Source organism: Microcoleus sp. AR_TQ3_B6 (genome assembly GCF_036702785.1).
Lineage (GTDB): Bacteria > Cyanobacteriota > Cyanobacteriia > Cyanobacteriales > Microcoleaceae > Microcoleus.
The window spans coordinates 11837-38116 of sequence record NZ_JAUBVJ010000021.1; the positions used below are offsets into that span (position 1 = coordinate 11837).

The following is a 26280-nucleotide window of genomic DNA, read 5'->3' on the forward strand; positions in this document are numbered from 1 at the left end:
GCCTCGCTGGAAAACATGGAGGCAGAGCCTCCGGATCTGCGTTCCCAGGCTCCAGCCTAGTAACGAGTAATTTAAAAATTAACTTCCAGGCTCCAGCCTGGGAACCTAAATCTAGAGGCTCTGCCTCGCTGGAAAACATGGAGGCAGAGCCTCCGGATCTGCGTTCCCAGGCTCCAGCCTAGTAACGAGTAATTTAAAATTATCTACGTTTATGGGTGTTTATCTGCCTTACATCTGCAGTTTCTGTATCAATGAATGATTTATGCAATCTTGTCTAATAAGATGATGAATTACCACAACTTTCGCCACAAAAATCAAGTTTCCCGCCGCAGGCACGGCATTTTGACAAAAACTTTATTTTTATTCCCGATCGCCTGTTCGGCGTGCATCAGAGCCTTGCTGGGGGGACAATCTGCGGCATTTTCCCAGCCGCCGATCTGCCCGACTGGCAACGCTGCTAATTTTCCCTCGCCTCCGCTTTCGCAAGCTGAAAAAAGCGTGCCGAGTCTGTGGTTAGCTCAAAAACTGTTTGGCGGAAAATTGCTCGATCGCTGGTTTGTCGATCCCGGCAATACTTGGGTAATTATCATAGTCAACCGCCAACTTTGGAGTTTGCTCGATTATATGGAACGCTATCAGTTTGTCAACCGCTTTGGCACTGTCGCCAGCGAATACGGTTACAATGTGCGAGTTTGCAACCGTCAAGGCACAGCTTTGGCAATTTATTCGTGCCAGGACGATCGGCGCTTGTGTCGCATTGATTTAGAATCTCTCTCAAATCCGACTTTTCGAGGAAGGCAAAAGGAATTTTAGTAGGGTGCCCCGTCCGCGAGTTATTTTTTGGATAATCGATAAATCAAGAGCTGACGTACCCTAGATTTTAACTTTTCACTACTTGCCGAATTTCTTGCCAGAGCGATCGATATTGTGCAATCCCCGCATCCCCAAACGGCAGCATAAAGTCGCTAGCAGCAAGAATCTCAGCATCCGGCAACAACACAGGATTAGTGCGAATAGCGAAGGGCAAATCCTCTGGTTTCATGCCGACAATTATCGGCGAACTAGCTTTAGCCAGCAAAGATAATTGAGGAGCAACCCGAGGCTGCAAGCAAAAATCAATCCATTTTTCCACTAAAGAAACTGGATTCCCCGATGCTGGTTCTACCCACAAATCCGTCCAAAGTGCAGTTCCCGAAACCGGAACTACTAAAGCAATATCCTTTTGAGTTTGCAGCAGCGGCAGCAAGTCCCCAGAGGAACCTACGGCCAACCAAGTATCGCCTAAAATTAATGGTTGCAGGTAAGCGTCAGAACTATAAAGTTTAACTTGTCGGTGTAAAGAAGCGAGCTCTTTTTTGAGATTTGGGACTTTATCTAATTGCTCGGTATTGTAAGATTTTCCGAGTTTTTTTAATGTTAAACCGATAACTTCTCTAGCACTGTCTGGCAAAGAAATTCGATCGCGCAATTCCGATCGCCACAAGTCTTTCCAATCTGTCGGAGTCCACGCCAAAGCCTTAAATTTGTCGGTTCGATAGGCAATTACCGTACTTCCCCAGCGGTAAGGTGCGCCCCAAATTTTACCTTTAGGATCTAATTGACCGTCATCGTTGCGCCTGACGAGTTTTTCCCATCTTTCGGGCAATTGTGACCAATTATCAAACTTAGCAGGATCGATCGGCTGAATCAATTTTTGTCGAATTGCCAAAGTCAGCCAGTAATCTCCCAACATCACCAAGTCAGCTTTATTTTTTGATTCGGGAACTTGTTTCCACTCCTGCAACAGGGCGAATAATTCTTTTAATTGTCCTTCTTGCGTTACCTGCAAAAGCGCAGACCGTTGTACATCGCGGCTAAATTTGCTTACCAGTTGGGCCGGAATACCGTTTTTGAGCGATCGAATTTTGAGAATGGGCTTTGAGCCGCACCCTGCCGCCAATTGACTTAAAGTTAGGGTGGCGGCCCCCAATAGCAAAGACCTTCGTTTCACCTGTGAATCCGCTTTTCTAAATATTGACCGATCGTTTTGTGTTCTGCAGCCCGGGAAATAATTGTTTGTCGAGTCCGGTAGTGGGCGCCGATTTGTTTTATTCCTTCCTCAAACACAGAGACATTGTACTCGGTTCTGCTGCCAAAAGAGTCTGTTTGACTCTTGCCCTGATTTTACCTTCTACCTTGTCGATCGAGCTTTCCGATGCCGACAACCCCGTCAACTTACCGCCTGATTTCTCTGCTCCAAGTTCCTTTGAGCCTGCTGGAGCTTGCCCCCGTTGGCGATCGGCTGAATCTGTGTTACATTTTTTAATATAACGAAACAACGAGAGCCCTGCCCTCGGCAGCTAGATGACGATTTTTACACAACCGAAGTTAAAAATTCTTTTTAAATCCGATCCAGCTTAATAACTAAAAATCCACTCCTCTGAATCCTGAAAGTGCTGGCGAGAGCGAAGTCAATCTAATAGGACGCTCCACTATCCCACTCTCAGAAACCAGATTTTTTAACTCTGATTGAAGGTTTGAACGAAGTATGGGGGTTAAAAAACCTGGTTCCTGCGTCCAAGACTATCTAAAACCTAAAATCTAAAATCTTAAATCTCAAATCGACTCACGAATGGCTCTTGATTATCTTCAGCGTGAGTCCCTAAATTTAGCGTCAGGATTGGGAACACAACAGTTACATCAAAAATTAAATAATTTAGTGATAAATCAGACTTATGTAAAGATTTCCCTTATATGTAAATATATAAGTTACGATCCAAAGGATGATTTTATGGAAGCGCTCCGCCAGCAAGTTACACTATTGACGCAACAAGTAGAAGCCCTCTACAAACTCATAGAAAATCTCAATGAAAAGTTATTGGAGTCCGCCCAGGCGACGAAGCTGGCCCAGCAGCAGAGAAACGACTGCTCTGGAACGGTAGGAAAGGACAAAACCTCGTCTTATCAAAGCTACAGCCGTCTCGACGCGCTCCTCGAACACAAAGACATACTGTTAGATGACAGCTACTTCGACAAGAATTCTCAAAATCTGGAAAAAGATCTGAGCGCAGAGATTCAAATCCAGCGCTTAACAGCTCAGCTAACAGCAGCTTACAATCGAATTGCCGCCTTGGAAGAACAGTTGCTCGCCAAAAGAATGCACTCACAACAGGTAGGCGGGTCTAATTAAATATTGCTAGGGGGGAGCGGGCATTAATCTCAAAAAAAATACAATTTGCGTTGATTTATGCTCGTCTACTTGTAGAGTCATTGCAGAGATTTTTTTCGATCGCGCAATTAATAGGAAGAATACTTCAAAGCGAGATATTGTGTATAAATTTATGTAAATCTGAAAGCAGAAAGGCTACAGAAAATGATATAATTATTCAGCAAAAACAAAGCGGGTTGAGCAGCACAATCAGGTTTGCAGCTCGATTGGCGCCTCTGAATTTTTAATGTTTAATTCCTCAGATTCCTGGACGCACAGAAAACTAAAAACCCCGTTTTTGAGTGTATTCCTCGCTGCAAAACCCCAATATTGGGAGTGAACTACCCAACACCCATCTGAGTACAGATAGGGTGTGGGCTTCCCAATTCAACGGGGATTGCCGAGCGTCTTCATGGATTTTTTACGTCAGTCATGACTTTGGTCTTACCTCCCCTCCAAGGGTAGAAGCGCTAGTTCCTAACGCCAAAACTCGCAAGCCTTCGTTTTTAATATTTTTTGCACCATTGATGTCTCTATCATGCCGATGCAGACAGTGAGGACAATCTACAAGCCTTACACCCAATGAATCATATCCTTTTTGCAGTATTGGGATGGGTAGTAGAGTCTCGCTACAAAGTTGAGAAGATGGGAAAAACCGCCCTATTTCTTGGTAGGTGTGACCAAATCTTTCGGCTTTGTACTTGAGCATGGTTAGAAAAATCCCCCATCCTTGGTCTGATATTGCTTTTGCCAAGTTGGGATTTTTAACCAGATTCTTAACGGCCAAATCTTCTACACAAATAACTTGGTTTTGATGTGCTATCTTGCGAGATAGCACGCGCGAGAAAGTCTTCTCTTACTCTAGCTACTTTGCTAGATACTTTGGCAACCAAAAGTTTAGCCTGGCGACGCTTGTTAGATGTCTTACCCGTTTTTTGGGCTAATTTCTTTTGTTTGCGTTTTCTATTCCTTTCTAACTTAGCCAATCGCTTCTTAGGTAGGTCATATTTTGAACCCTCCGAAGTTATAGCAAAAATTTTCAACCCCAAATCAACACCGATAGCTTCTCTAATTGCGACTGCGGGCGTATCTTCTTGGCTAAACAGAATAGAAGCATAGTACCTACTATCTGCGTTTCTCGATATTGTTACAGTCGTGAATTTTGCATCAAGGAGGTCTGTGTGAAACACGGTTTTCATCAACCCCAAATTACCAGGAAACTTAATTACAGAATCCTGTGGCATTAGTTTCACATTTTGGGGATATTGAATCGATTGCTTACCATGTTTATATTTGAATCTAGGGAGTTTAGCCCGTTCCTCAAAAAAACTTGACAAACGCACGCTTATTGATTGAATGTTACTCGTTGTAAGACTTGACTATAAGCTAGTCCCAGCCATTCATATTCCTTCTTCAAGCCAGGAAGCAACTTGTCCATCGCAGCGAAGCCAAGACCTTTGGCAGTTTCTTTATGTGCGGTAGTAGTGGCATTGAGCATGTATAGCAAAACCATTTGATTTGTAAACAATCGATTCCACGATCGCAAGCGTTTCAGGTGGTTCTACATTCATGACTCAAATAGACTTGCTATAATTCCACAACCGTCGAGTATTGCCAAAACATTGAGCCAAGTAGGATTCCTGCTCGCCGGTAGGATAAATTCTGATTTTCACTGCTCTGTACATGGCATCGACGTTACCGTGTTTACATATTCATGGCAACATAAATAATTAAAAATATGTCAACTCACAACAAATATTTTGCTCGTTTGGGATCTGTGAGAAAACCTCGCTATCGCATTGGTTAGAGGACTGTCGTCAACTCACGCGCAATTCATCAATGGCACGCTCCCTGGGTACAGGTACAGTGTGAGCCTTATTGCTGTTATAGGTAAAAAACGGGTTTTTGGCATCCAGGACTATCTAATGTTTAATTTCACACCGCGAGGCTAAAGCTTCAACAGCTTGAAGGAGTTGAGTTGGAGTCCAATTTGCAGCCAAGCCACTGGCGATCGCGCAGGCTCCCGCACCCACACCTTCCTTAACATAGCCGCGATCGTAAGCTTGCAGTTGCCCGTAGCGAGATCCAGCAAAACTTAGCTGCGCGCCCAACAGAGGCACACCGCCGATCTCCGACGCAAGTCCTACAGTGTCTCCTGTAGGGTCTTTCGCCACCCAGCGCGTAGTCCCCACCGCGACTTGTTCGGGAAGCCATAGCAGAGCATATTCACGGGCTAAGGCTTGCATCAAAGCGTACACTGCCAGCATTTGCGTGCCCCCGGCCAGGAGCACCCCGCAAGTCCGACTCGCGGCGATCGCCATTGCGGCCACCGCTATTTGCATCGGATCGCCCACCGCGGCTACCAATTCCAGGGGAGTGCTGTTTTGTCCGTTAATTTCCCACTCAGCATTATTGAGTCCCGCTGTCACCGCAGCCAATTTTTGAGCGTGATTGCAGCGAGGGTGAGAACTGTTAACTTTGCCCGCCGCTGCAATACCCAAACCCATTAACACGCCCAAAGCAGTAGTCGTTCCCCCAACTACGCACTCCCCTAAAATTAAATAGCTGCCATTAGTTTCAGCGGCCAATTTAGCTCCCCAAATTAATCCTTGTTCGAGCAAATGTTTGACTGTTTTGAGTTCTAAAGCATTCCCAGAAATCACACACTTTGCCGGAGTGCCGCCCAAATCAATTGCAGGTACCGGAGGCGGGAGGGGCAAACCAGCATTAAATAGGTAAAGGGGAATTTCCAAAGCTTCGACTACAGCGCGAGATATCAGTACCGGCGAGGCACCCGCTTCTAGGGGCGGCAAAGGATATTGGGGCGACGGTTGGGGGCCGTTATACAAAAATTCTGCATCGGCTAAACAAGTAAATTGTCGATCGTGCGGGGTTGCTCCTGCTGCTGAAATCCCCGGAATTAAGCCAGTAGCGGTAAATCCTAACACGCAGGCAAATATCGGTTTTCGTCCCCGATAGCGTTCCAGCCACCGCTGACCCTGTTCTATTTCTGTATAAATATTAATCATAATTAGTCATTAGTCAACAGTCATTAGTCATTAGTCAACAGCCAACAGTCAACAGCCAACAGTCAACAGTCAACAGTCAACAGTCAACAATGCCCCATGCCCGATGCCCGATGTCCAATAACTACTCTTCATAATCGATCAAAACTTGCACCCAGCGCGGCGGCCGCGGAATCGGATTTCCCAAACGATCTAACAGCAGTAAAGCTACTAAATGCACTACAAATAAATAGACAATATTGTTAACCAAAATCATCCCGGCTGCGATCGCCCCAATTGTACTCACACTCGGTACACTAAGCCAGCCCAGCTTCACAAAAACCCATTCCACTATCTCTGTTACCTGAGCTGTTACGTAAACCCAGAGGTCTTGGCCCACCAAAGCTGACAGCAGCCAAAACCGAAAAAAGAAGCCGACAGTACCAATTAGCGCGCCCACACTAATAGACAAAGACCAGCTCGCTTTGCGCCTCCAAAGTCCTCCCAGCGCAACTCCCATAATTCCAAAAGGAATCACGTATAAAATGCTCCGCGTCGGGCCCATGAGTACCGACAGCAACAAACCCGATACAAAAGCTGTCATCCAAGCGGCTCGGTTGCCCCAGCGCAGATAAACTAGGGCGATGGGTATCGGGAAAAAAACCCGCAGCAAAGGCCCCAGTGGAAAGTAATAATTTACCAGCCATATCAAGCTAGCGGTACTTGCCAAAAATGCCGTTTCTACGAGCCTTAAAGGCGCTTCCCCTAATTCGCGCGGCTCGGGATTTTTACTCTCGCCAGCCATTGCTGAAATATCGGCGGTTTGCGGGTCGTTATTTGTACTGGGTGAACTGCCGGAATTAGACGCAGCATCTGCTGACAAAAAATCACTCATCCGATTTTAGATTTTAGATTTTAGATTTTAGATTTTACGGGACTTGCGGGCTATACGGCGGGTTCCCGGTTTTCCAATTTTAGATTTTAGATTTTAGATTGTACGGGACTTGCGCGTGATAGGGCTGATTCCCGGTTTTCATCTTTGGATACTTCGCCGCCAAATTTAATCTTGCTGGCAGAAACCGGGTTTAGGTACGAACGCGAGTCTTATTTTAGATGGACTTTCTGGGCAAAAATTTTCAGCAGCATCATTTTTCGGCTTTGACTTCCTGTATTACCAAAACCGAACAAGATGCGTGGTGAACGACATAATTGCTGACGCTGCCTAGGAAAGCTTCTGCGAACCCCGTGCGGCCGCGCCTCCCCAATACTATTAAATCTGCGCCCCAATTTTGGGCGGATTCACAGATAGAATGCCCCGGATCGCCGTCCATTTTACAGTCAAATTCCACCTGCAATCCTTGTTTGGCTGCGGCGTCGCAGTAATTTTTCAGCAAACCCGAAGCCTGTTTTTCCTCGGTTTCCAGCCGCAAACGTTGAGCTTGATAAGCTTGATTCATTAACTCGACATTCATGCCTAAATCTACCGGAATTGGCACTGCTGTCTCGGCCACCGAGTTGACAATAACGCAGTTAAATAGCATCACCTGGGCGCGATCGATCAGAGCTAACTCTAAAGCTTGACTGAAGACGCGGTGGCTCAGTTCAGAATCATCTAAGGCAACAAAAATTTTCTTAAAACTCATAGCTTTACCTCCCGGGGGAAATCATCAATATCAGTTACTTAACAGAGAGAGCTCGTGAATTAGATGCAATGAAAGCAAACTCTGATGCTTCTAGACTAACAGACGCTCCAAGGCGTGCAGGTCGGGAATGCACAAAACGTCACGTTCGCGCTGAATAGTTCCTTTTTTTTCGAGCTTGCTGAGCACTCGCGTTACTGTTTCGCGAGCCAGCCCGCTGAGGCTGCTCAATTCTCTGTGTGGCAGGTTGGGAATTTCTGTACCTCCTGTTGACATGATTTTCCCTTGCCCCTCTGCCAAAAATAATAGAATATCTGCTACTCGCGAGGTACTGTCCGACTCTCGCAAACGCAGGCGGCGGTTGACTTGTCGCAGGCGACGGGCCATCAGTTGAGCTAGGCGAATGCCTGCTAGCGGCTCGGTATGAATGAGCTGCACAAAATCTTGAGATGGCATATTGCCGATCAGTGTCGGCGCTAGGGTGATGACATCTGTCGATCGCGGTGCTTCTTCGATCGCAGCCATTTCCCCGAACAGTTCTCCTTTTCCTAAAATATTCAGTGTTACTTCTTTTCCGTCTAGGTTGTAGGTGCGAATTTTCACCCAACCATCCAATATAAAATACACTGATGTTCCCCAGTCATTTTCGAGTAAAATCACTTGATTTGACGGATGACTGCGGGTAACAATGTGGAGAGTTGCTCTTTCGATTACAGGTTGGGGCAAGCCTGCAAAAAAAGGAGTAGAAACTATCAATTGATTTATATTGGACTGCGGATCTCGGGTGTTAAAGCGGTCTTCCATGAGGCCATCATTTTAATTTATGCGCTTGATCTGCGCTGGGCAGTTAGAAATAGCTTGCAGCCGAGTCATTCGATTTGAGATTCAAGATTTGAGAAACAAGTATCTAAAATCTGCAATTTTACCTCTAAAGTTTTGCGGTCAAAGGTCGAATATGGGAATTAATAGCCTATCGCTCTGATTGCGAGCTAGAAACTAAAGAATATACCATAATTTTTTAGATACATACCACTGAGCAAATTTTATTCACAAAATTTTAGCCGCGTGGCAAGGGACTGAGCCGATCGAATTACCTTTGAAAGCTCTTCGCGAAGACAAGCTTAACACTGCTGAGAGATTTGTTGTCAGTGGGCCCAGCAGTCGATCGCCAGAATCAGCAGAGCACAAGCCTCCAAGCACGACTGACAGATCCCAAACCCTACTGCAATTGCCCCGAACAAGTCAAATGCCAGCACGATCGGCAAAATCCACAGCTATTGCGAGCCTAAAGGCTGGCGCTCAAGGCTCGAGCAAAACCGAGGCAGTTGGCAGCAAACTTTTCTGCCCCCCGAGATTATTGTACCATTAGTATCTAGTCATGAATACATATAAAAGGCTATTATAAAAGGTTATTCAAACCGACTGTACGGGGACAATCCCGAATCCCGGCATCCCAAATCGCAAATTGTTTGAGGTTTTTTCCCAGTCGGTGAAAGATGAAGAGAGAGTGGCGCGCCGCCACGCTAGCCAAACTAGGGGTGACGGGTGTGCGGCCCGCCGTTGTTGCCGATAGCGGAATTCATTTCGTGCGATCGCAGCTATCCGGAACACTCTTGGCGGCCCTCCGGGCCCGCTTGAAACTCGAAAGCAGCCGCAGAATTTGACAGCACTTGCAGTTGATAGAAGCGGGCATTTGGTGCAGAAGTACCGGCTAACCTATCATAGGCAATAGAAGTTATCGGAAGACAAAAGGTTAATTAACAGTTGTCAGAAAATATTAGTAAGGAACCCCACGCCTAAAGGCGGAGGCTTTCAAGACTGTCCGGCTCTTTGAGCGGGATTGAATCGAGGGCCTACCTTACCAGCCGTATACTTTCGAGGCCTACTTTTCAAGAGTCACGATACCGGGGAATGCGACGCTAGTTCCTCGCCAAGAGCGCTAGTCGTTAAACATCCCTACAAAGGTTAAGGACGTGCGACTAGCTTAAAAAGCTCTTAAAACATTATTGAAGCGAACATTACGAGCAATCAGAAGAGACGCAACCATGTCTAACCAAATTTTTGTTCTAGATATCAACCGCAGACCGCTCACTCCCTGTACTCCGGGGATTGCAAGGTCTTTGCTTAAAGCTGGAAAAGCAGCGGTGTTCCGTCAATACCCGTTCACCATCATTCTTAAAAAGGAGGTCAACGCCACGCCAGAAGCCATCACGCTTAAATTAGATCCCGGCTCTAAGACAACTGGCATCGCATTAGTTCAAGGCACGGTAGTTTTATTTGGGGCTAAACTCACCCACCGAGGTCAAACCATCAAAGCGAGTTTGGAATCACGCCGTGTTCTGCGACGTGGGCGGCGTTCACGCCATACCCGCTATCGTCAAGCTCGATTTTTCAATCGCACTCGGCCTGCGGGTTGGTTAGCACCCAGTCTTCAGCATCGGGTCAAAACGACTCTTACCTGGGTCAATAAACTCATTAAGCTTGCGCCGATAAACTCAATTGCTCAAGAGTTGGTACGGTTCGATTTAAAACAACTTGAGAATCCTGAAATATCGGGAATTGAATACCAGCAAGGAACACTTTTAGGATCTGAAGTCCGCGAATACCTTCTTGAGGTTTGGGAGAGGAAATGCGCTTATTGTAGTATCGAAAATGTTCCATTACAGATAGAACATATACACTCCAAGGCAAAAGGTGGTAGCAACCGAATTTCTAATCTGTGTCTGGCTTGCGACACTTGTAACAAAAAGAAAGGTACTCAGCATATCAAGCAATTCTTAGCCAAAAAGCCTGATATTCTCAAACGTATCCAAGCACAAAGAAAACGCCATTTCAAGGATGCAACGGCGGTCAATTCGACCCGTTGGGCATTGCTGAATCGACTAAAAGAAACGGGACTCCCCGTGACTGCGGGGTCGGGCGGTCAAACCAAGTTCAATCGGACTCGCTTACAACTACTTAAATCTCACTGGCTGGATGCGGCGTGTGTAGGCAAGGTCGAAGAATTGAAGGTACTGACCGCTCAACCGCTGCCAATCAAAACAGCGGGACACGGAACACGACAAATATGTGGTACAAATAAATTCGGCTTCCCAATTCGTCATAAATCAAGAAAGCAAATTCATTTCTGCTTTCAAACTGGGGATATCGTCAGCGCGACAGTCACCGCAGGAAAGAAAATTGGCTCTTACACGGGACGAGTTCTTTGTCGCGCATCTGGCTCGTTTGATATTGTCACAACGACGGGAAGAGTAGCAGGAATTAGTCACAAATATTGCAGTCAAATTCATAAGAAAGATGGTTATTCCTATGGATTTTAATTCTAGGCGACGGTCGTCGCTGCCGCTTTCCTCCCCATGCCTAAAGTCAGGGGCTTCTCGCTCATTTTTTAGTGAATTATTGACGGACTCGCATTCAGATTATTCTATCTATTGGCATCGCTGCCGCCTGACTTCAGTCTTTTTTCAGTAAAGTTTTTCTCAAGCCGCATTCCCAGAGGTTCCGCCCTTGAATTCTCAGAAGTACAAAATTCAAGTATTGATTGCTGAGATTGACGAGGTACTCAGCAAGCCCGCACCCCGCTTGCCTTGGACGGGTTCGATGGATACTGTCCACCAGCGCCAACTGTTAGAGCGAGTTCGCGCTTATCTGGTTTCCTCAGACTCAAACCTAACCGCAGGCTCGGGGCCCGCCAGCCCAAAAGTCCGCCCGCAACCAGTTCCAGTTCCCAAAGTGCCACCCAGTGCCCCTCGCCCCTCAGCAGCAGAGCAAATCATGCTTGCTGTAACCGGAGAAATCAGCCACCTGCGTTCAAGCCTGACGGAGCCGCTCCAAGAAAACATAGAAGCTCTGCGGATGGAGCAGCAAGCTCTAATTCAAGAAATCAAACAGCTAGAAGCACAACGGCAGCAGCAACAATCGCTAGCTCAGCAACAAGCAAACCAACAGCAAATCATTTCTGAATTCTTGCAGGTACTGACTGCGCGCTTGGAAGAAACCTTGACTAGCAATTTCTCCCAAATTCTAAGTTCCCTAGAAAATCAGTTATTGCTTCGCAGCGCAGCACCTTACTCTTTGGCTAGTGCACAATCAGAACAACCGGCTGTTGATGTAACAGTTAACCCACAAACCTCAGGAGAACACCCGCAGATGACGGCGGCTCAAAGGTTGGAGCAAATGCAACTGTTCCAATCTCGTGTAGACAATCTGCTGATGAGTCTCGATTCTAGGATGGGTAGTGTGTTCGAGGCTTTGCAAGCAAATCTGGAAAGCTATCAAGCTTCCTTGGGACAAGGACTCGAAAATATGCATGGTTTGAGCCAGCAGAGCGAGGCGATGTTCGTGGCTTTGGTCAACCACTTGGCTGTACAGTTGGGGCGAGAAGCGTCTTCCTACGTGCAGCAGCCGATCGATTTAGCAAATCTCGAAACTGTCATCCCACCCGGAACCCAGCGGTCTGAGGCCACTGGCGCCCTCTCAAATACACAGCTCGAGCAGTCAGCCGCCGAGATTCAGAGTGGAGAGCTGGTGCAGTCCAATCGCACCGGCGAATTCGGAGAACAAAACAGATTGCGCTACGCCGATACAAAACTTTCTCCGCAATTGGGACAGTTGAGGCGCGACGGCGACCGCCTTCAATCCCCAATTTCGCTCCCGGAGTTGGCAGATAATTTGTTCAGTTCGGCACCGGAAATACCTCAACCGACAACTCCGTTTTCCGGCGCGGAATCGGAAAATATGTTAGCGGAAACAGGCGAAGATGCTGAGGATTTGTATGCAAGCTTGTTCGCGGGAGAAGCCGTCGCTGAAGTAGAATTAGAACTCGAAACTTTTCCGATTGAAAATACAGGAATTGAGGTAAAAAGTGAAGCTGTACAAGATCGAGATGCCGCGCCTCATGAAACGACCCAATCCCTAAACATGACCGAAGATTTGTTGGTAAATCTGCTGGATGAAGGCGAATCGCTGGAAAATATTTTAGTAGGTGAAGATTCAGAATTCGTAATCGGTAATTCTGTAAACGATCTAACTTTAGATACTGCCGATTTATTTGAACCGCAAGTGGCAACAGTATCTCAGGTTTCAGAACCTGCCGCCTCAACCGCCTCGCGGCAGATTGACCCGGACGATCGAGAAAATCTAGAAACGGCTCAAAACCGAGGCGAGCCGGAAGACGCTGCTGTGCCTCAATCAGGCTCTTTGCCGTTGAAAACTCCTGCTGAAATTAGCCGGAACCTCCCCACTGCCGAACCCCGTGTGGCGAGTTCTGGTAATGTTCACACTGGCGAGTTCGACCCCGGATGGCAGCGGCTCGATGATGCCTACATCCAAGCTTCGCCGGACGAGGATTTGCTGCCGCTCGAGGCATTAGAAGATGACCTCGATCAAGCTCTAAATTTGGATAACAATACTCTGGAACAGTTGGAGGCAGACCTCTACAGTCTGGAGGGATTGGAAAATACTAGCTCCCGGCGATCGATTTCTCAAGCCGCTAACAGCTTGGATTTATCGGCGAGTTCCCCCTCCGGCGGTGCAAAAAATTCCTTTGCTCTTGCAGTAGAGGAAGAACTCGGCACCCTGGAGGATTTGTTCGCCGATGTGTTGGAACTCTCAGTTGACGATGAACCGTTGGTTTTGGAAGACGAACTTGAGGATGATTTGTTTGCTGAGGAAGACGAATCGAACTTGACGCTAGACGAGATTTTGGCTAGTTTCACCGAGAGCGATCGAGCTTTGACTGATTCTCCCCCTCCAGAAACTGCCGAAACTAACGAACTGCGCTCGAGTCCTCCAGAAAATAAAAAAAAAACCTAATTTCAACTGAGAGTAAAGCAGGAGTTGTTGAGACGAAAACCGAGTTGAGCGAGTTGGGGCAGCAGCAGCAAGAGTCGGCGCCGTATTCTGTTGCAGGTGCGATCGCCCTGGTCTACCCTGACTCGGACACTCAATCCCGGGAACGCCCGAATTCTCGCTGGTATTTGGGTATTGATTTCGCCTCCAGCGGGCTGTCGGCGACTTTGCTCGATCGCGCCAGCAGTCAGTTGTACCCGATTTACTGGGAATCACCGCAGGCTGAGGCTGCCGAGAAAAGCGCGATCTTTCGGATTCCCTCGGCTGCGGTACTTGCGGAAACAGCCCCAGGGATCCCAGGGTCTCCGGTGACAGTCAAGTCGGTGGGATTCCGGCAGTTGGCTTTGCCTGCGGGAGAATTTTTACTGCAAAATTTTAAATTGCCTTTAAAGGTGGGCATTCCTTATCAGCGGGAGGTTGCTGGGATGTACGAACCCCTGTTGCAGTGGTCGCCCTTGCAGGCTTTTTCGATCGCCTTACCGCTGCAAGGTGTGCGGGCACTGTTGGCTACTTTGAATCCGAGGAAGCAGGGGCACAAATTTGGCGGCCTTGGGGAAGTTTTGGATTCTGCACCGAGGGCGACTTTTGCAGGATTGCCAGTTTCCAATTTAATCTGTAGGGCTTCGGGACTGACGGCTCAAACTCTCGATGCGGCGCTTTTAGACTTGCAGGGTGTAATTTTGGGAACTCCGGCCGGCTGGTCGGATGCTTATAGGTTTAACCTGCGGGAGGCTGTTTTGGGCGCGTCTCTGGTGGCTTCGGCTTCGCAAATTTTTGTGGTGGAAGATGCCATCGCCACTTTGATCGCTGCTGTAACTCCTGTGAAAAATGCCACAAAAGTGCAGCCGTGGACCGTGGATTCTGGTCAGGGTTCTCAAGAAGCTGCACCGCTGACTGTGAATGCTTCGTCTTTTAGCGGAGGAACTTTGATTTTGAATGCGGGGGCGGCGACGGTCGAATTAGCTTTAGTTGAGTTGCCGTCCAATCTTGAAGATTTAACTCATGCTGATTTTACTTGCCACAGTTTTGCTTTTGGTGGCGATGCTTTCGATCAGGATATTATCTGTCAGTTGTTGGCTAAAAATGAAACTTGGGGAATGTCGATCGATTTGCCACGTCCGGGGCATCCGGATTTGCCGAGTCGCTATCAATTGCAGCAGCAGTTACAAGGTTCTGCTTTTGGGCTGCAATTGTTGGAGGCGGCAAGGCATATAAAAGTTATTTTGCAACATCAAAAAAGTTTTGCTTTCGATATTGGTCAGCAGCATTGGGATGTGAAGCGCAAAGATTTGGAAAGTCGGGTTTTAGTGCCATTTGTGCAGCAGTTGAACCGCGAATTGAATGCTTTGCTCAGCCGCGCGGGAATGTCGCCGGCGGGGATTAATCAGGCGATTTGTGCAGGGGGTATGGGTGCTTGGCCTGCGATCGCCCGCTGGTTGCGGCAGAAGCTGCCGAATGCTATAGTCGTTCAAGACCAGGAATTGGAGGTCGATCGAGATATTTTTGACCTTCACAATTCTGGATTAAATGCTGTATCTCAAAGTACAAATTTTTCCGGAAAAATTGGTTTAGTTGCCTGTGGGCTGGCGAGTTTGCCTCTCTATCCTCAAATTTTGAATGTGTCGCAGCAGCAGTACAGCGACTTTTTTCTGATGTGGGAATTAATGCAGGTTTTGGGCGGGGAAACTCTGAGCTTTCAGGAAATTTTGCAGTTGTTGGAGGGCATTGGCGTGAATACCCGCACCTGCGAGCCCCGGATTCTGCAGATTTTGGAAGGAAAATTGCCGGGGGGAGTTGTTCCGGCGGAGGAAGATTTCATGCTGCTGGGCCAGGAGTCGAGGCAAAATCCCGATTGGGAAGCAATTTTGGCCGAGCCGCTTTTCTTTGAAGATGTCTCACGGGGTTATCGCTTGAATCTCGAACACGCCTCTGTTGTTCGCGAATATTTAGGCTTCCTCGCCAATAGCAGCCAGCAAAAATTGTTAGAGCCGCTAACAATTGCTTGGGATGTTCGCAGCGATATTGATCGCTAAATGCCAAAAAACCCGGTTTCTCAGTGGAACCCTCCCTGTCTTCCTGGAAGATTCCTTGTAGAAACCGAGTTTTTTGCGGGAAAGACTAACTTTTTTATGTAAATGTACTTAAGCTTACATAAAGTTTATACTTTGTCTGAATAAATACACAGAAACTTTATAAAAGTGTATTTACTTTTTAAAGATTGTGCAAAGCTCAGGATTTGAGGTTCAGCAGATTTAGCCAGACTAATAAGATTAACGTGAGAGTTCGTTAAAGTTGACACAAATCACATGAAAGTTCCGATGGGTGCCTGTACATCATCAGTATTGTCAGAAATGCTGTCCTTATTTTTTCAAAAATTTACTTACAAAGTGTGTGTATCAAAAGAGCAGGTTCACCGCTCCGTAACGTGCAAGGTAAAGCGGTCGATCGATATTTTGGGCGCGCTGCTGGGACTGGCAATTGCAGCAGTGGTGGCGGTGCCGGTGGCAGTGGCGATGCTGTTAGACGATCCGGGCCCGCTGCTGTACAGTCAAGTCCGCTGCAGCTTCAAAGGGCGACCTTTCAGAATGTGGAAATTTCGATCGATGGTTGTCGATGCAGAAAAGCTCAAACATTTAGTTAGCAACCAAGCCAAGGGTCCCATTTTTAAGAATGAAAATGACCCCCGAATTACCCGCGTCGGCCGCTTCTTGCGGAGCACGAGTTTGGATGAGTTGCCTCAATTCTGGAATGTGTTAGTCGGCGACATGAGTTTGGTGGGAACTCGACCGCCAACTCCCGATGAAGTTGCTGCCTATGACGAGTCCCACTGGCAGCGTTTAGATGTCAAACCCGGCCTGACTGGGGAGTGGCAAGTCCACGGACGGTCTGGAGTTAAAGACTTTGACGATATTGTGCAGATGGATCTCGACTATCAGCGCAAGTGGTCTGTTGTCTACGACATCACTCTGATTTGCCAAACAATTTTGGTTGTCTTGAGTAAAAACGGTGCGTGTTAGATAGGTAGGGGGTTTAGGGTTGGTTTTTTATTTTAAATTTTAGTTGCGGAGAAAACAGGGGAGAAAATATTTGGAAACGGGATTAAATATATGTTAATAGAATTAGCGATTGGTGACGCTTACGGTGCGGGTTTTGAATTTGTTGACCAGCAGACCATCGAATTGCACAACAATCTCAACGGCTACCTCAAGCATCCCCGTCACGACATCGCGCCTGGATGTTACACAGATGATACGCAGATGAGTTTAGCCGTCGCAGAAGCTATCGTCAGCCGAGAACCTTGGACGCCGGAACTTTTAGCCACCAAATTTGTTGCAGCTTTTCACCGCGATCGCCGATTGGGTTATGCTGGCAAATTTTACAATTTTTTGCTACAAGTTCAAGACCCAAAAGAATTCTTAGAAAAAATACACTCCGCTAGCGATAAAAGCGGCTCTGCGATGCGAGCAGGCCCTATTGGCATTTTTCCTACTATTGAAAAAGTTATCGAAAATTCTACTATTCAAGCTGCAATTACTCACAACACTCCCGATGGCATTAAAGCAGCTATAGCAGCCGCTTTGATGTCCCATTACTTTATTTATCAGCTAGGTTTAAAGAAGAATTTGGGAAAATTTTTAGAAAAGCACGTCCCTGGTGAGTGGTCCATACCTTGGCAAGGAGAAGTCAGCACTAAAGGTGTGGTCTGTGTTAGAGCAGCTATTACTGCTGTGATGCTCCATGATAGTATGAGCAAACTGCTCCAAGCTTGCATTGCCTTTTCGGGAGATGTCGATACAGTAGCAACTATTGCTTTAGCTGCTGGTTCCTGTAGCAGTGAAATTGCTCAAGACCTGCCAGAAAATCTGGTACAAGGATTAGAAAATCAATCTTACGGCAGAGATTATATCATAGAACTCGATCGACAGTTAATGAATTGCAGGAGCGACTTCTGACAAGCGAATTTCAAAGGTGGTACCGGCCACGTGATTTATCCGTGAAATCAATCCCAAATCTAAAATCGAAAATCCTCAAGCCCCCGCATTTATTCGTGGGGTCAATCTAAAATCTAAAATCCCAAATCTAAAATCGAAAATCCTCAAGCCCCCGCATTTATTCGTGGGGTCAATCTAAAATCTAAAATCTAAAATCTAAAATCTAAAATCGATGGACTTCTTCCTGAGATAGGTTACATCCGTTAAATCCCGATTCACTGCGCGTTGCCGAACTTCTTTCTATGATGAATTTGCCTAATTTGATTACTTTTTCTCGCTTGGTGGGGGTGCCTTTTCTGCTCTACGGTTTGTACGACCCAAGCCCGCAAAGCCGCTGGATTTGCACGGCGATTTTTGTGGTAGCTGCAGCTACTGATTGGCTGGACGGCTATTTGGCTAGGAAGCTGAATCAAATTACCGATTTGGGAAAGTTTCTCGATCCTTTGGTGGATAAATTGTTGGTAATCGCGCCGCTTTTAGTGTTGATTGAGTTGGGGAAAGTACCTGCTTGGGCAGTGTTTTTGATTTTGGGGCGGGAGTTGACAATTGCGGGGTGGCGTGTTAATAAAACTACAATTTCGGGAGCTAATATTTGGGGGAAATTGAAGACGGTGAGTCAGATTGTGGCGATCGCACTTTTAATTGCTCCTCTGTCTGAAGCGTGGCATTTTCCCGCATTAATTGCTTTTTGGGTTTCTGTGGCTTTAACTTTGATTTCTGGCGCTATTTATCTGTGGCCGGAAAAGACTGCTGAGGACAAGTAAGTCGGTTTTTGAGCCGCAGATGAGGGCAGATGAGCGCGGATGAACGCAGATAAAAACTTCGATGTATTTGTAGGGACACGGCATTGCCGTGTCCTAGCTGCAGCTTAATAATGGCTGCCAGATTTCCGGTAATGCACCGCTGTCACTCCGTCATTTTTCAGCAAATGACCGTTTTCAACCGCGGCATAAACTACCCAGTGATCGCCGCATTCCATCCGACTTATCACTTCGCATTCCAGATAAGCCAGAGCATCAGTCAAAACCGGACAGCCGTTGCTAGCTTCCATTGTTTCGACTCCGGCAAATCTGTCTTCTCCCGGAGCAAAGTTTTTCATGAAATACTTCCGCAACTGTCGCCCTTCTGCTAGGATGTTGAGCACAAATTTATCTCCGGCGTACATCAAAGCTTCGATCGCTCGATCCTTGGCAACGGCAATCGTCACACCGGGCGGGTTAAACGTGGCTTGCGACACCCACGAAGCCAGCATCGCACTGCTAACCTCCCCCCGCTTGGCCGAGAGTACGCACAGCGAACCAACTAATCTCCCTACTGCTTGTTCAGTGCGATCGCTCCCCGCTGCTAACTGCGGTTTCGGTGCCCGCAATTTTTGCGATCGAATCAAAGCTTGAGCAAAATCTGTTCCCGCTTCTTTGCACTCGTGAATCGTCGCCGCCGTCGGCTTAAATTTGGCTCGAATCGGCTCAAATCCAATTCGATAGCCAGCATCTTTCAGCTTGTTTTCCACTAAGTCGATCGCCTCTCCACTCCAGCCAAAAGAACCGAAAACCCCCGCTAATTTGCTCTTAGTTGCTGTAGATAAAACTATTCCCAAAGCTGTTTGAATTTGCGTCGGAGCGTGTCCTGCTAGGGTGGGAGTTCCGATGATAAAGCCCGCGCATTTTTCGATCGCCTCTTGAATTTCTCCCGGTTCCGCAAATTCACAGTTGATACTTTCCACCGCAACGCCGGCTTTAGTAATTCCTTTGGCGATCGCCTGCGCTAAAGTCGCCGTATTTCCGTAAGCCGAAGCATAAATCAAAGCAACTGTCAAGTCTTTTGAATTTTGTTGCTGGCTCCATTCCCGATAGAGATTGCTCAGTTCATTAAGGCCGTAACGGACGATCGGGCCGTGACCGGGAGCATAAAATGCTGTTGGTAAATCGGCTAATTTATCCATTGCGGCCAGCACTTGTTTTGCCTGAGATGCGTGCAGGGAATCGTAATAATAGCGCCGATCTTCGCTGTAAACGCTCCACCCTTCATCGAATACTTGGTCGCCGCAAACGTGAGACCCAAATAGTTTGTCAGTAAACACGATTCGAGTTTGCGGGTCGTAGGTGCAAAGTTCATCAGGCCAGCGAGGAGTCGGAGTCGCGATGAATTTTAAGGCGTGGCCTTTTCCTAAGTTGAGAGTTTCTTCTCCCCGAACAATCATAATGTTTAATTCTTGGTCGGGAAAAGCGGCTCGCAAACCAATTGCGGCGGGATTCGTGCAAACCAAAGCTACTTGAGGAGCTAATTCTAACAGAGCTTTAATTGTTACTGACCTGTTAGCATTGAAATGCCCCAAAATTATGTAATCCAGCTTGGCCAAGTCCACCCTATTCTGCAAACATTCCAGATAATTTTGAGTAAAAGATTCTCCGGGCGGGTCGAACAAAGCAGTTTTGTCAGCTTGAATAATATAGCTATTTGCTGTCGTCCCCTTTTGCAGCGAATACTCGACTTCAAATTTGAGTCTGTCCCAAGTGCGCGATCGCACAATAAAAGTATCGGGTGCGATCGGGATAAACTGCACGTCGCGGGGTTTGGGCTGTGATGCGAGTCTAGGAGTTAAAGTGTTAGTCATTAATTGCACCTATGAGAAACTGAACTACAGAACTTCTTTTGATTTCGTGCCAAAACTTTGTATCTACAATGTCAAACCTTGCACCTCGATCCTGTAAATGGGTATCCAGGTCAGTCAGAAATTCCCTGGTTTCCAAATCGTCCCCAATTTGGATAAAGCTCACTCCAATTTCTTCATCTTTATCTATTTTATTTGCCGCACTTACAATAATGTCGGCGACAGCAGTGGCATTTGCGGGTTTTTGATCGAGGACTGCAACAATTATTGCTCCATTCTTCCCTTTCGGATTTGGTTTGCTTGCAAAATAATCGCTAAAACTTGCTTTCAGAGCTTCTTCCAAATTAATTTCAGTGGGTTTTGCTGAATCGGGTTCCGTATTTTGTCGTTGCAAAATTTCAGCTAACCGGGCAACATTTGAATTTTTATACTCCCACAGCGGAGTAGAAGCTTCGTAAAGGGTGATGCCGTCGCTGTCAAATTGTTGACATTTTTTTGCGAGGTCGATCAGAGATGCCTGTGCTTCTATCCACTCCTGGTACCAAGGATGTTGGGGGTGTCTGCTGGCATCGCTTCTAGCAATAATAATTGTGTAATCCCGGTCTTCTAAAAGATTCGCAGGCATTGGCAATTCCTAAGAGTGAAAATGGAGTCTAAATGACGACGGTTTGTCCGGTTTGCTGCTTGTGGCGCACCCAACACCCAGAACCGGGTAAGGTGCGCCACAAGCACCCAAGGTTGAGAGTTTTTGCGTAGCCAGTTGCGTCTTGGACTGTAATTGTAGGGTGCGTCAGTAGATAGTCGATGATGAAGTCGAATAAAACATCGGCTGACGCACCTTACTAATACCTTTGGGGTGTGTTGACTCAGACAGTCAATCAATATATCGTTGAATTTCCCTCTTGCTCCTGACAACTGCCAACTGTCAACTGCCAACTGTCAACTGTCAACAGTCAACAGTCAACTGTCAACAGTCAACAGTCAACTGTCAACTGACTTCCTAATAGTGATTTCCCACTTTGCGGTGGTGAACTGCAGGCAGCGCATCGGGATTGGATACGCGGCCGTTATCGACGATCGCATATACGATATGATGGTCCGAAAGTTCCATCCGGCTGACTACTTCGCATTCCATGTACGCCAAAGCATCTGTCAAAATCGGAGAACCGTTGGTAGCAGGTTGAGTTTTAACTCCGGCAAATCTATCGGCACCAGGAGCAAAACGCTTTAAAAAGTGCCTCATCAAGGTTTGATAATTGCCTTCTTCGAGCACGTTGAGAACAAATTTATCTCCCGCGTGCATCATCGATTCGATCGCCCGATCCTTAGCAACTGCTATTGTTAAACCCAGGGGTTTAAAGCTGGCTTGCGTTACCCAAGAAGCCAGCATCGCACCGCTAACCTCGCCTTTTTGAGCGGTAATGATGTACAGTCCGCCACTTAGCCGTCCCAAAGCTTTATCGAGGTCGCTGTCGAGGGCTTTCATCTGTTTGACAGCCTTGTCCCGCGTCAGCCACTGTCCCAAGTCGGTGCCGGCTTCGTCGCAAAGTTGATAAATCGCTTCTGTCGGCGTTTCTTTAATCAAAATGTTGGGAAATGCTTCTTTTAAACCCAACTCTTTGAACTTGTTTCGCAGCGGGTAAATCGATGCGTCATCGCCACCGCCGGATTCGCACAAACCGAAAGATTGTTTGTTGTTAGCCGCCACTAAAATTGTGTTGATAGCAGCTTCGGCATTCGCAGCTGCAGTACCGCTACTCGGCGGCGAACAAATCACGATACCGACGGCGGTACCGACAAGTTCGCGGACTTCTTGCAAGTCGGCGATTCTCAAATCCATCATTTCCACAGCGACACCGGTTTTGGTGATACCGTGGGCGATCGCTTGGCTGAGCCGATCGCTAAATCCGTAGTCGGAGGTGTAAAATACCGCTACAGTGGTTTCTGCCTTAGCTTGCGCTTGGCTCCACTTTTTGTAGCGTCCGGTAAGTTCCACCACATTGTGCCGCAGCAGCGGCCCGTGACCGGTGGCAATTGTACCAATTTCTCCCAACTCTGCCATCCGCTTCATCGCAGCGAGTACCGATCGAGCATTGGGAGCCATCAAGCACTCATAATAAAAGTGGTAATCTTCCTCAACTGCTGCTAAATCGTCATCGAAGGTGCTGTCGGAACAGTAGTGCATCCCGAAAGCATCGCAGGTGAACAGCACTTGAGTTTTGCTGTCGTAGCTGAAAATAGTATCGGGCCAGTGCAAGTTCGGCGCCGATACGAATTCGATAATGTGGTCGTTTCCTAAATCTAGTTTGTCCCCGTTTTTGACTACCAATCGCTCAAATGGTTGGTGTACAAGGTTTTCTAAAAATTGAATCGCTACTTTCGCCCCCACGACAATCGCTTGGGGTGCCAGCGCCAGCACGTCTTTGACTAAACCGCTGTGGTCTGGTTCGGTGTGGCTGATAATTAGATAGTCAATCTCTTTGGGGTCAATTTCCCCCGTCAGAGTTTCCATGTATTGCTGGCGAAACTTCTCGTGCGAGGTATCGACGAGGGCTGTTTTTTCACCGCGAATGATGAATGAGTTGTATGTTGTACCGTTTTTGAGTCCGAATTCGATGTCAAAGCGGTCTCTATCCCAGTCCAGGCATCGAATTGCCGTTGTATCAGAGGCAATTTCGACTTTTTCCACCGTCAATCTGCGTTGGACTCGTTCAGTCAGCGCTACCATCAGTGCCTCCTTGTCTGTTACCCATTACCTTATTGTTTCCATTCTGACACGTTTCTTTTGTAAATCTTTATCAAATTTCCTATCACTCAGTTAAGCATCCCAAAAGTGAACTCTATCTCTTGACAAAAAGCTAATATGTGTGGTAATAAAACTGAGTTCGATCGGTTTGGCGATCGAGGTACTGAGTTTTGCATGGAAATTCCTATCGGGCAGTCAAGGAGTTAGTAAGCTGCGGAGTATCTCGCATTGAATGCAGAGACGGGCTCTCCTGCGCCTCCGACAATAATTGTAGAAAAATTGACTGTCAAATTAGATGCACAGCAGGTTAGTAATTTAACAGTTGTACAAAATGTGCAGTAAGATGAGCGAATAAAAAAATCCCAAATCCACAAGCCAAAATCGATTAAGTGATGTAAAGCTATGTCTGAAAGTTCCTTTGAGAAAACTAATTTGGGTTGGCAATTAGGACAGTGGCAACAGCGAGTGGAGGAGTGGTGGGAACTAAAAACTGCCCAAAATATACCGAATGTCAAATTGCCCTCTTGGTTTGATTCCCCCATCTTGTGGGCTTTCGCTAAAGCCGCCTTTTGGTTAATCTTAGCATTGCTCGCAGTCTGGGCGAGTTGGCAGATTTGGCAACTGTTACGTTTTTATATTCATAATTTCAAAAAGAGGAATCAAACAACTGATGGAAGTGCGAAAAAAACCATTAAAGATTTGTCGGTAGCAGAGTGGTTGTTGCGAGCTCAAAATTTGCAGCAACAAGGGAAATACCGCCAAGCTTGCCGCTGTCTTTACATGGCGATGTTGCAGCGGTTAAATGATGCCGGAACCGTCGTTGACCAACCCAGCCGCACTGATGGCGAATATTTGCAATTAATCCAGCAATTACCCCAGCCAGTGCCTTACAAAACTTTGATAAGAATACACGAGCAACTATATTTTGGGAATAGGGAAGCTGACGCCTCAACATTTGAACAGTGTCAGCAAGCTTATCAACAAATTAAAGATTAAGTATAGCCTTTCTCAGATAGATGAGAACTGGGCATAGGGCATAGGGCATAGGGCATAGGGCATAGGGCATACCTCACTTTTTTGAGAACCGCTATAGGTAAGCCCAAAAAAACAGTAATATCATGTCCGGTCGAGCGATCGCGATTTTTGTAGGGGAGGGTTCGCTAACAATACCGGCCAACAATCTCCCATCTCAAAAACCCGCGCCGACCGGGGTATTATGGTTAATCGATCGCACATGATATAGCAATCCTCCCATCATTTGCATAATTATTGTAGGGGCAATCCCCCCGTGGTTGCCCGATAGATAGGGGGTAGGCAAAGAAAGGCACTACCCCTACAAATTTATCTGAATCATTTAGGATTGCTATATAATATCCAATCGATAATTTTAGGGGCGGGTTTTACCAACAATAATGGCCAAAAACCGACAATCTCAAAAACCCCCACCCAATGGCAAATCGCCATCTAATTCTTTCCATATACAAGGGTTCAAGGTGGTACTTGAATAACCGCCGTAGCATCTAAGAGTACCACCTTGAAACGGTTCTATAAGACCGAAGTAGCAAATGGATTAAAAACGACGAAACTAGCACCTACCCCAGCAATACGATATTAGCGTTGGTGATATCGTTGCTAACGAAAGTTGCTGTCTCGCGCACTACCCGAACGAAATTCAGTAATTGGATCGGCGACAATGCTCGCTGCTGTTAAGCTAGGGAAGATTTTACCCGCCTACCTCACTTTCTTGAAAAAAGCTGTAGTGAGGAATCAGACTGATAAAAAGCATTTAACTACTTGCGGGACATATTAGTAGAGCAAGGATTCCTCGCCCTACTAACAGCCTTAGATGAGAGTGATTCTTGTTGCCGCTGTACTGCCGAAACTGTAGCCCGCAGTGGGGTTAGCAAGACCTAAGTTCACAATCCCATTATTGGTAGTAAATGGGTTGTCTTGAATAGTAAAGGTTTGGCTGAGTTGGCCGTTGGCGAAGGACAACGTGCCGCCAGTGGGGCCGCCCGGGTTAAGCAGGTAGTCGGTACCATATACAGGTGCAGGTGTAGCTCCAGGGCCAGTGCCTGGAGTACCCGCCAGAATAATATAATCAACCGATGCTGCACCTAAGCCGCTTGAGCGGGTAACTGTAACCGTTGTGCCGCCCCCCGGAGAGGCGATCGAGCCGTAATTAGACGCACTATACTGGAAGACATTGCCAGATGCACTGCCGCTACCGTCAATAATCTGTAGTATTGCTGTTGACGGAGTGCCGACGGGGCCGTTTTGGAGAACTAGGTTAACAGTCTCAGTCAATTCAGGCACAGTATCAGGATTGACAAAGATGGTGAACGTCGCGGTAGTTTGCCCAGGGCCAAAGTTGAGTACACCACCAGTAGACAAATAATCAACCGCACTTCCAGTTGATAGGGCGGTGCCGTCAACAGTAGTGTAACCAATGCTTCCGGCAGCCGTAGTGGGGCCGATGCGATTGACTGTCACCGTAGCAAGGCCAGATGATTCCGGAGTGGTGAAAGTAGCCGCACTAAAAACAAACTGGGTTGCTGTTGATGTTGGTGGAGTTGGAGTCGGCGTCGGAGTTGGCGCCACAGTTGTCGCAACATCATTAATCGTCAAAATTGACGGATTGCTGCCGACATTGCCACCGAAGAGCACCAAATTCACGGTTTCCGGCGATTCCAAAATCGAATCAGTCAAAGCCGTCACGGTGAAACTAGCGGTTGTTTGCCCCGCTGCAAAATTCAACGTCCCCGCCGCCGGAGTGTAATCCCCTGGTGAACTTGCCGAACCGTCAACTGTAGCGTAGTTAATCGATGCAGCCGCCGTGCCACCGGTGCGAGTAACGTTAATCGTAGCCACGCCGCCTTCAGCCACCGTGTAATTTTGTTGCTGGAACTGGAAGAGACTTGGAGACGTCGGCGTCGGCGTCGGAGTTGGGGTCGTCCCTGGCGGCACATCCAGAATCGTCAAAATTGACGGATTGCTGCCGATATTGCCACCGCTAAGCACCAAATTCACCGTTTCGGGCGATTCCAAAATCGAATCAGTCAAAGCCGTCACAGTGAAACTAGCGGTTGTTTGCCCCGCAGCAAAATTCAACGTCCCCGCCGCCGTAGTATAATCCGCTGCTGTGCCTGCTGAACTTGCCGAACCGTCAAGAGTAGCGTAGTTAATCGATGCAGCCGCCGTGCCACCGGTGCGAGTAACGTTAATCGTAGCCACGCCGCCTTCAGCCAC

The 26280-nt window shown here is 47.2% G+C and carries 25 protein-coding genes; 10 read left to right on the forward strand and 15 right to left on the reverse strand.

Features of this window, described 5'->3' with window-relative positions; genetic code table 11:
- The first annotated feature begins 282 nt into the window (after nt 1-282).
- Complete coding sequence (locus tag QUB56_RS12785; RefSeq protein ID WP_332955583.1) at nt 283-813, forward strand: hypothetical protein; 531 nt, start codon at nt 283-285, stop codon at nt 811-813.
- Nucleotides 814-880: 67 nt separating this feature from the next.
- Here QUB56_RS12785 and QUB56_RS12790 read toward each other — a convergent pair whose 3' ends face one another.
- The 3 genes from QUB56_RS12790 to QUB56_RS12800 are packed head-to-tail and all read right to left on the reverse strand — an operon-like array spanning nt 881 to nt 2318.
- Nucleotides 881-1990, reverse strand: coding sequence for an extracellular solute-binding protein (locus QUB56_RS12790; RefSeq protein ID WP_332955585.1), 1110 nt, complete (start codon nt 1988-1990; stop codon nt 881-883).
- On the reverse strand, nt 1987-2106 hold the full coding sequence (locus QUB56_RS12795; protein WP_332955586.1) for a hypothetical protein: 120 nt from the start codon (nt 2104-2106) through the stop codon (nt 1987-1989). The genes QUB56_RS12790 and QUB56_RS12795 overlap by 4 nt, the downstream gene beginning before the upstream one ends.
- Nucleotides 2088-2318, reverse strand: coding sequence for a hypothetical protein (locus QUB56_RS12800; RefSeq protein ID WP_332955588.1), 231 nt, complete (start codon nt 2316-2318; stop codon nt 2088-2090). The genes QUB56_RS12795 and QUB56_RS12800 overlap by 19 nt, the downstream gene beginning before the upstream one ends.
- Nucleotides 2319-2611: 293 nt before the next feature.
- On the opposite strand from QUB56_RS12800, the gene QUB56_RS12805 reads away from it, so the two are divergent.
- A complete protein-coding gene (locus QUB56_RS12805) occupies nt 2612-3169 on the forward strand; it encodes a hypothetical protein (RefSeq protein WP_332955589.1) in 558 nt (185 codons plus the stop codon).
- A gap of 448 nt (nt 3170-3617) precedes the next feature.
- Here the strand turns inward: QUB56_RS12805 and QUB56_RS12810 are convergent, their stop codons facing one another.
- From QUB56_RS12810 to QUB56_RS12845, 8 genes are all read right to left on the reverse strand, one after another.
- A complete protein-coding gene (locus tag QUB56_RS12810) occupies nt 3618-4025 on the reverse strand; it encodes a transposase (protein WP_332955590.1) in 408 nt (135 codons plus the stop codon).
- A complete protein-coding gene (locus QUB56_RS12815) occupies nt 3964-4431 on the reverse strand; it encodes a transposase (RefSeq protein ID WP_332955591.1) in 468 nt (155 codons plus the stop codon). Before QUB56_RS12815 ends, QUB56_RS12810 begins: the two co-directional genes overlap by 62 nt.
- Before the next feature lie 101 nt (nt 4432-4532).
- A complete protein-coding gene (locus QUB56_RS12820) occupies nt 4533-4700 on the reverse strand; it encodes a hypothetical protein (RefSeq protein WP_332955592.1) in 168 nt (55 codons plus the stop codon).
- A 61-nt stretch (nt 4701-4761) separates the two neighbouring features.
- Nucleotides 4762-4872, reverse strand: a complete 111-nt coding sequence (locus QUB56_RS12825; protein WP_332955593.1) for a helix-turn-helix domain-containing protein — start codon at nt 4870-4872, stop codon at nt 4762-4764.
- Between the two features lie 237 nt (nt 4873-5109).
- Nucleotides 5110-6216, reverse strand: coding sequence for a nicotinate mononucleotide-dependent phosphoribosyltransferase CobT (gene cobT / locus QUB56_RS12830; protein WP_332955594.1), 1107 nt, complete (start codon nt 6214-6216; stop codon nt 5110-5112).
- A 121-nt stretch (nt 6217-6337) separates the two neighbouring features.
- Nucleotides 6338-7087: a DUF2232 domain-containing protein gene (locus tag QUB56_RS12835; RefSeq protein ID WP_332955595.1), complete on the reverse strand. Its 750-nt coding sequence runs from the start codon at nt 7085-7087 to the stop codon at nt 6338-6340.
- A gap of 250 nt (nt 7088-7337) precedes the next feature.
- The gene (locus QUB56_RS12840; RefSeq protein WP_332955596.1) at nt 7338-7835 is read right to left on the reverse strand and encodes a universal stress protein; all 498 of its coding nucleotides are present in this window, start codon (nt 7833-7835) and stop codon (nt 7338-7340) included.
- A gap of 90 nt (nt 7836-7925) precedes the next feature.
- The gene (locus QUB56_RS12845) at nt 7926-8636 is read right to left on the reverse strand and encodes a Crp/Fnr family transcriptional regulator (protein ID WP_332955597.1); all 711 of its coding nucleotides are present in this window, start codon (nt 8634-8636) and stop codon (nt 7926-7928) included.
- A 692-nt stretch (nt 8637-9328) separates the two neighbouring features.
- Between QUB56_RS12845 and QUB56_RS12850 the strand changes: the two genes are divergently transcribed.
- From QUB56_RS12850 to pgsA, 7 genes are all read left to right on the forward strand, one after another.
- The gene (locus QUB56_RS12850; RefSeq protein WP_332955598.1) at nt 9329-9496 is read left to right on the forward strand and encodes a hypothetical protein; all 168 of its coding nucleotides are present in this window, start codon (nt 9329-9331) and stop codon (nt 9494-9496) included.
- Nucleotides 9497-9877: 381 nt separating this feature from the next.
- Nucleotides 9878-11152 (forward strand): RNA-guided endonuclease IscB, encoded by a 1275-nt coding sequence (gene iscB / locus QUB56_RS12855; protein ID WP_332955599.1) that lies wholly within the window; start codon nt 9878-9880, stop codon nt 11150-11152.
- A gap of 187 nt (nt 11153-11339) precedes the next feature.
- Nucleotides 11340-13646: a hypothetical protein gene (locus QUB56_RS12860; protein ID WP_332955600.1), complete on the forward strand. Its 2307-nt coding sequence runs from the start codon at nt 11340-11342 to the stop codon at nt 13644-13646.
- Nucleotides 13647-13690: 44 nt separating this feature from the next.
- Nucleotides 13691-15715, forward strand: a complete 2025-nt coding sequence (locus QUB56_RS12865) for a hypothetical protein (RefSeq protein ID WP_332955601.1) — start codon at nt 13691-13693, stop codon at nt 15713-15715.
- A 273-nt stretch (nt 15716-15988) separates the two neighbouring features.
- A complete protein-coding gene (locus QUB56_RS12870; protein ID WP_332955602.1) occupies nt 15989-16699 on the forward strand; it encodes a sugar transferase in 711 nt (236 codons plus the stop codon).
- Nucleotides 16700-16789: 90 nt separating this feature from the next.
- On the forward strand, nt 16790-17635 hold the full coding sequence (locus tag QUB56_RS12875; protein WP_332955603.1) for an ADP-ribosylglycohydrolase family protein: 846 nt from the start codon (nt 16790-16792) through the stop codon (nt 17633-17635).
- A 284-nt stretch (nt 17636-17919) separates the two neighbouring features.
- Entirely contained in the window at nt 17920-18438 is a 519-nt protein-coding gene (pgsA, locus tag QUB56_RS12880; protein ID WP_332955654.1) for a CDP-diacylglycerol--glycerol-3-phosphate 3-phosphatidyltransferase, read from the forward strand.
- 104 nt (nt 18439-18542) lie between these two features.
- On the opposite strand, the gene QUB56_RS12885 is transcribed toward pgsA, so the two are convergent.
- From QUB56_RS12885 to QUB56_RS12895, 3 genes are all read right to left on the reverse strand, one after another.
- Nucleotides 18543-20288: a diflavin flavoprotein gene (locus QUB56_RS12885; protein WP_332955604.1), complete on the reverse strand. Its 1746-nt coding sequence runs from the start codon at nt 20286-20288 to the stop codon at nt 18543-18545.
- On the reverse strand, nt 20281-20910 hold the full coding sequence (locus QUB56_RS12890; protein ID WP_332955605.1) for a hypothetical protein: 630 nt from the start codon (nt 20908-20910) through the stop codon (nt 20281-20283). The genes QUB56_RS12885 and QUB56_RS12890 overlap by 8 nt, the downstream gene beginning before the upstream one ends.
- Before the next feature lie 375 nt (nt 20911-21285).
- Complete coding sequence (locus QUB56_RS12895) at nt 21286-23013, reverse strand: diflavin flavoprotein (protein ID WP_332955606.1); 1728 nt, start codon at nt 23011-23013, stop codon at nt 21286-21288.
- Nucleotides 23014-23433: 420 nt separating this feature from the next.
- Here QUB56_RS12895 and QUB56_RS12900 point away from each other — a divergent pair, with 420 nt between their 5' ends.
- Nucleotides 23434-24027: a DUF4129 domain-containing protein gene (locus QUB56_RS12900; RefSeq protein WP_332955608.1), complete on the forward strand. Its 594-nt coding sequence runs from the start codon at nt 23434-23436 to the stop codon at nt 24025-24027.
- An 846-nt stretch (nt 24028-24873) separates the two neighbouring features.
- Here the strand turns inward: QUB56_RS12900 and QUB56_RS12905 are convergent.
- Nucleotides 24874-26280, reverse strand: a 1407-nt coding sequence (locus tag QUB56_RS12905; RefSeq protein ID WP_332955609.1) for a Calx-beta domain-containing protein, incomplete at its 5' end; no start/stop codon positions are given.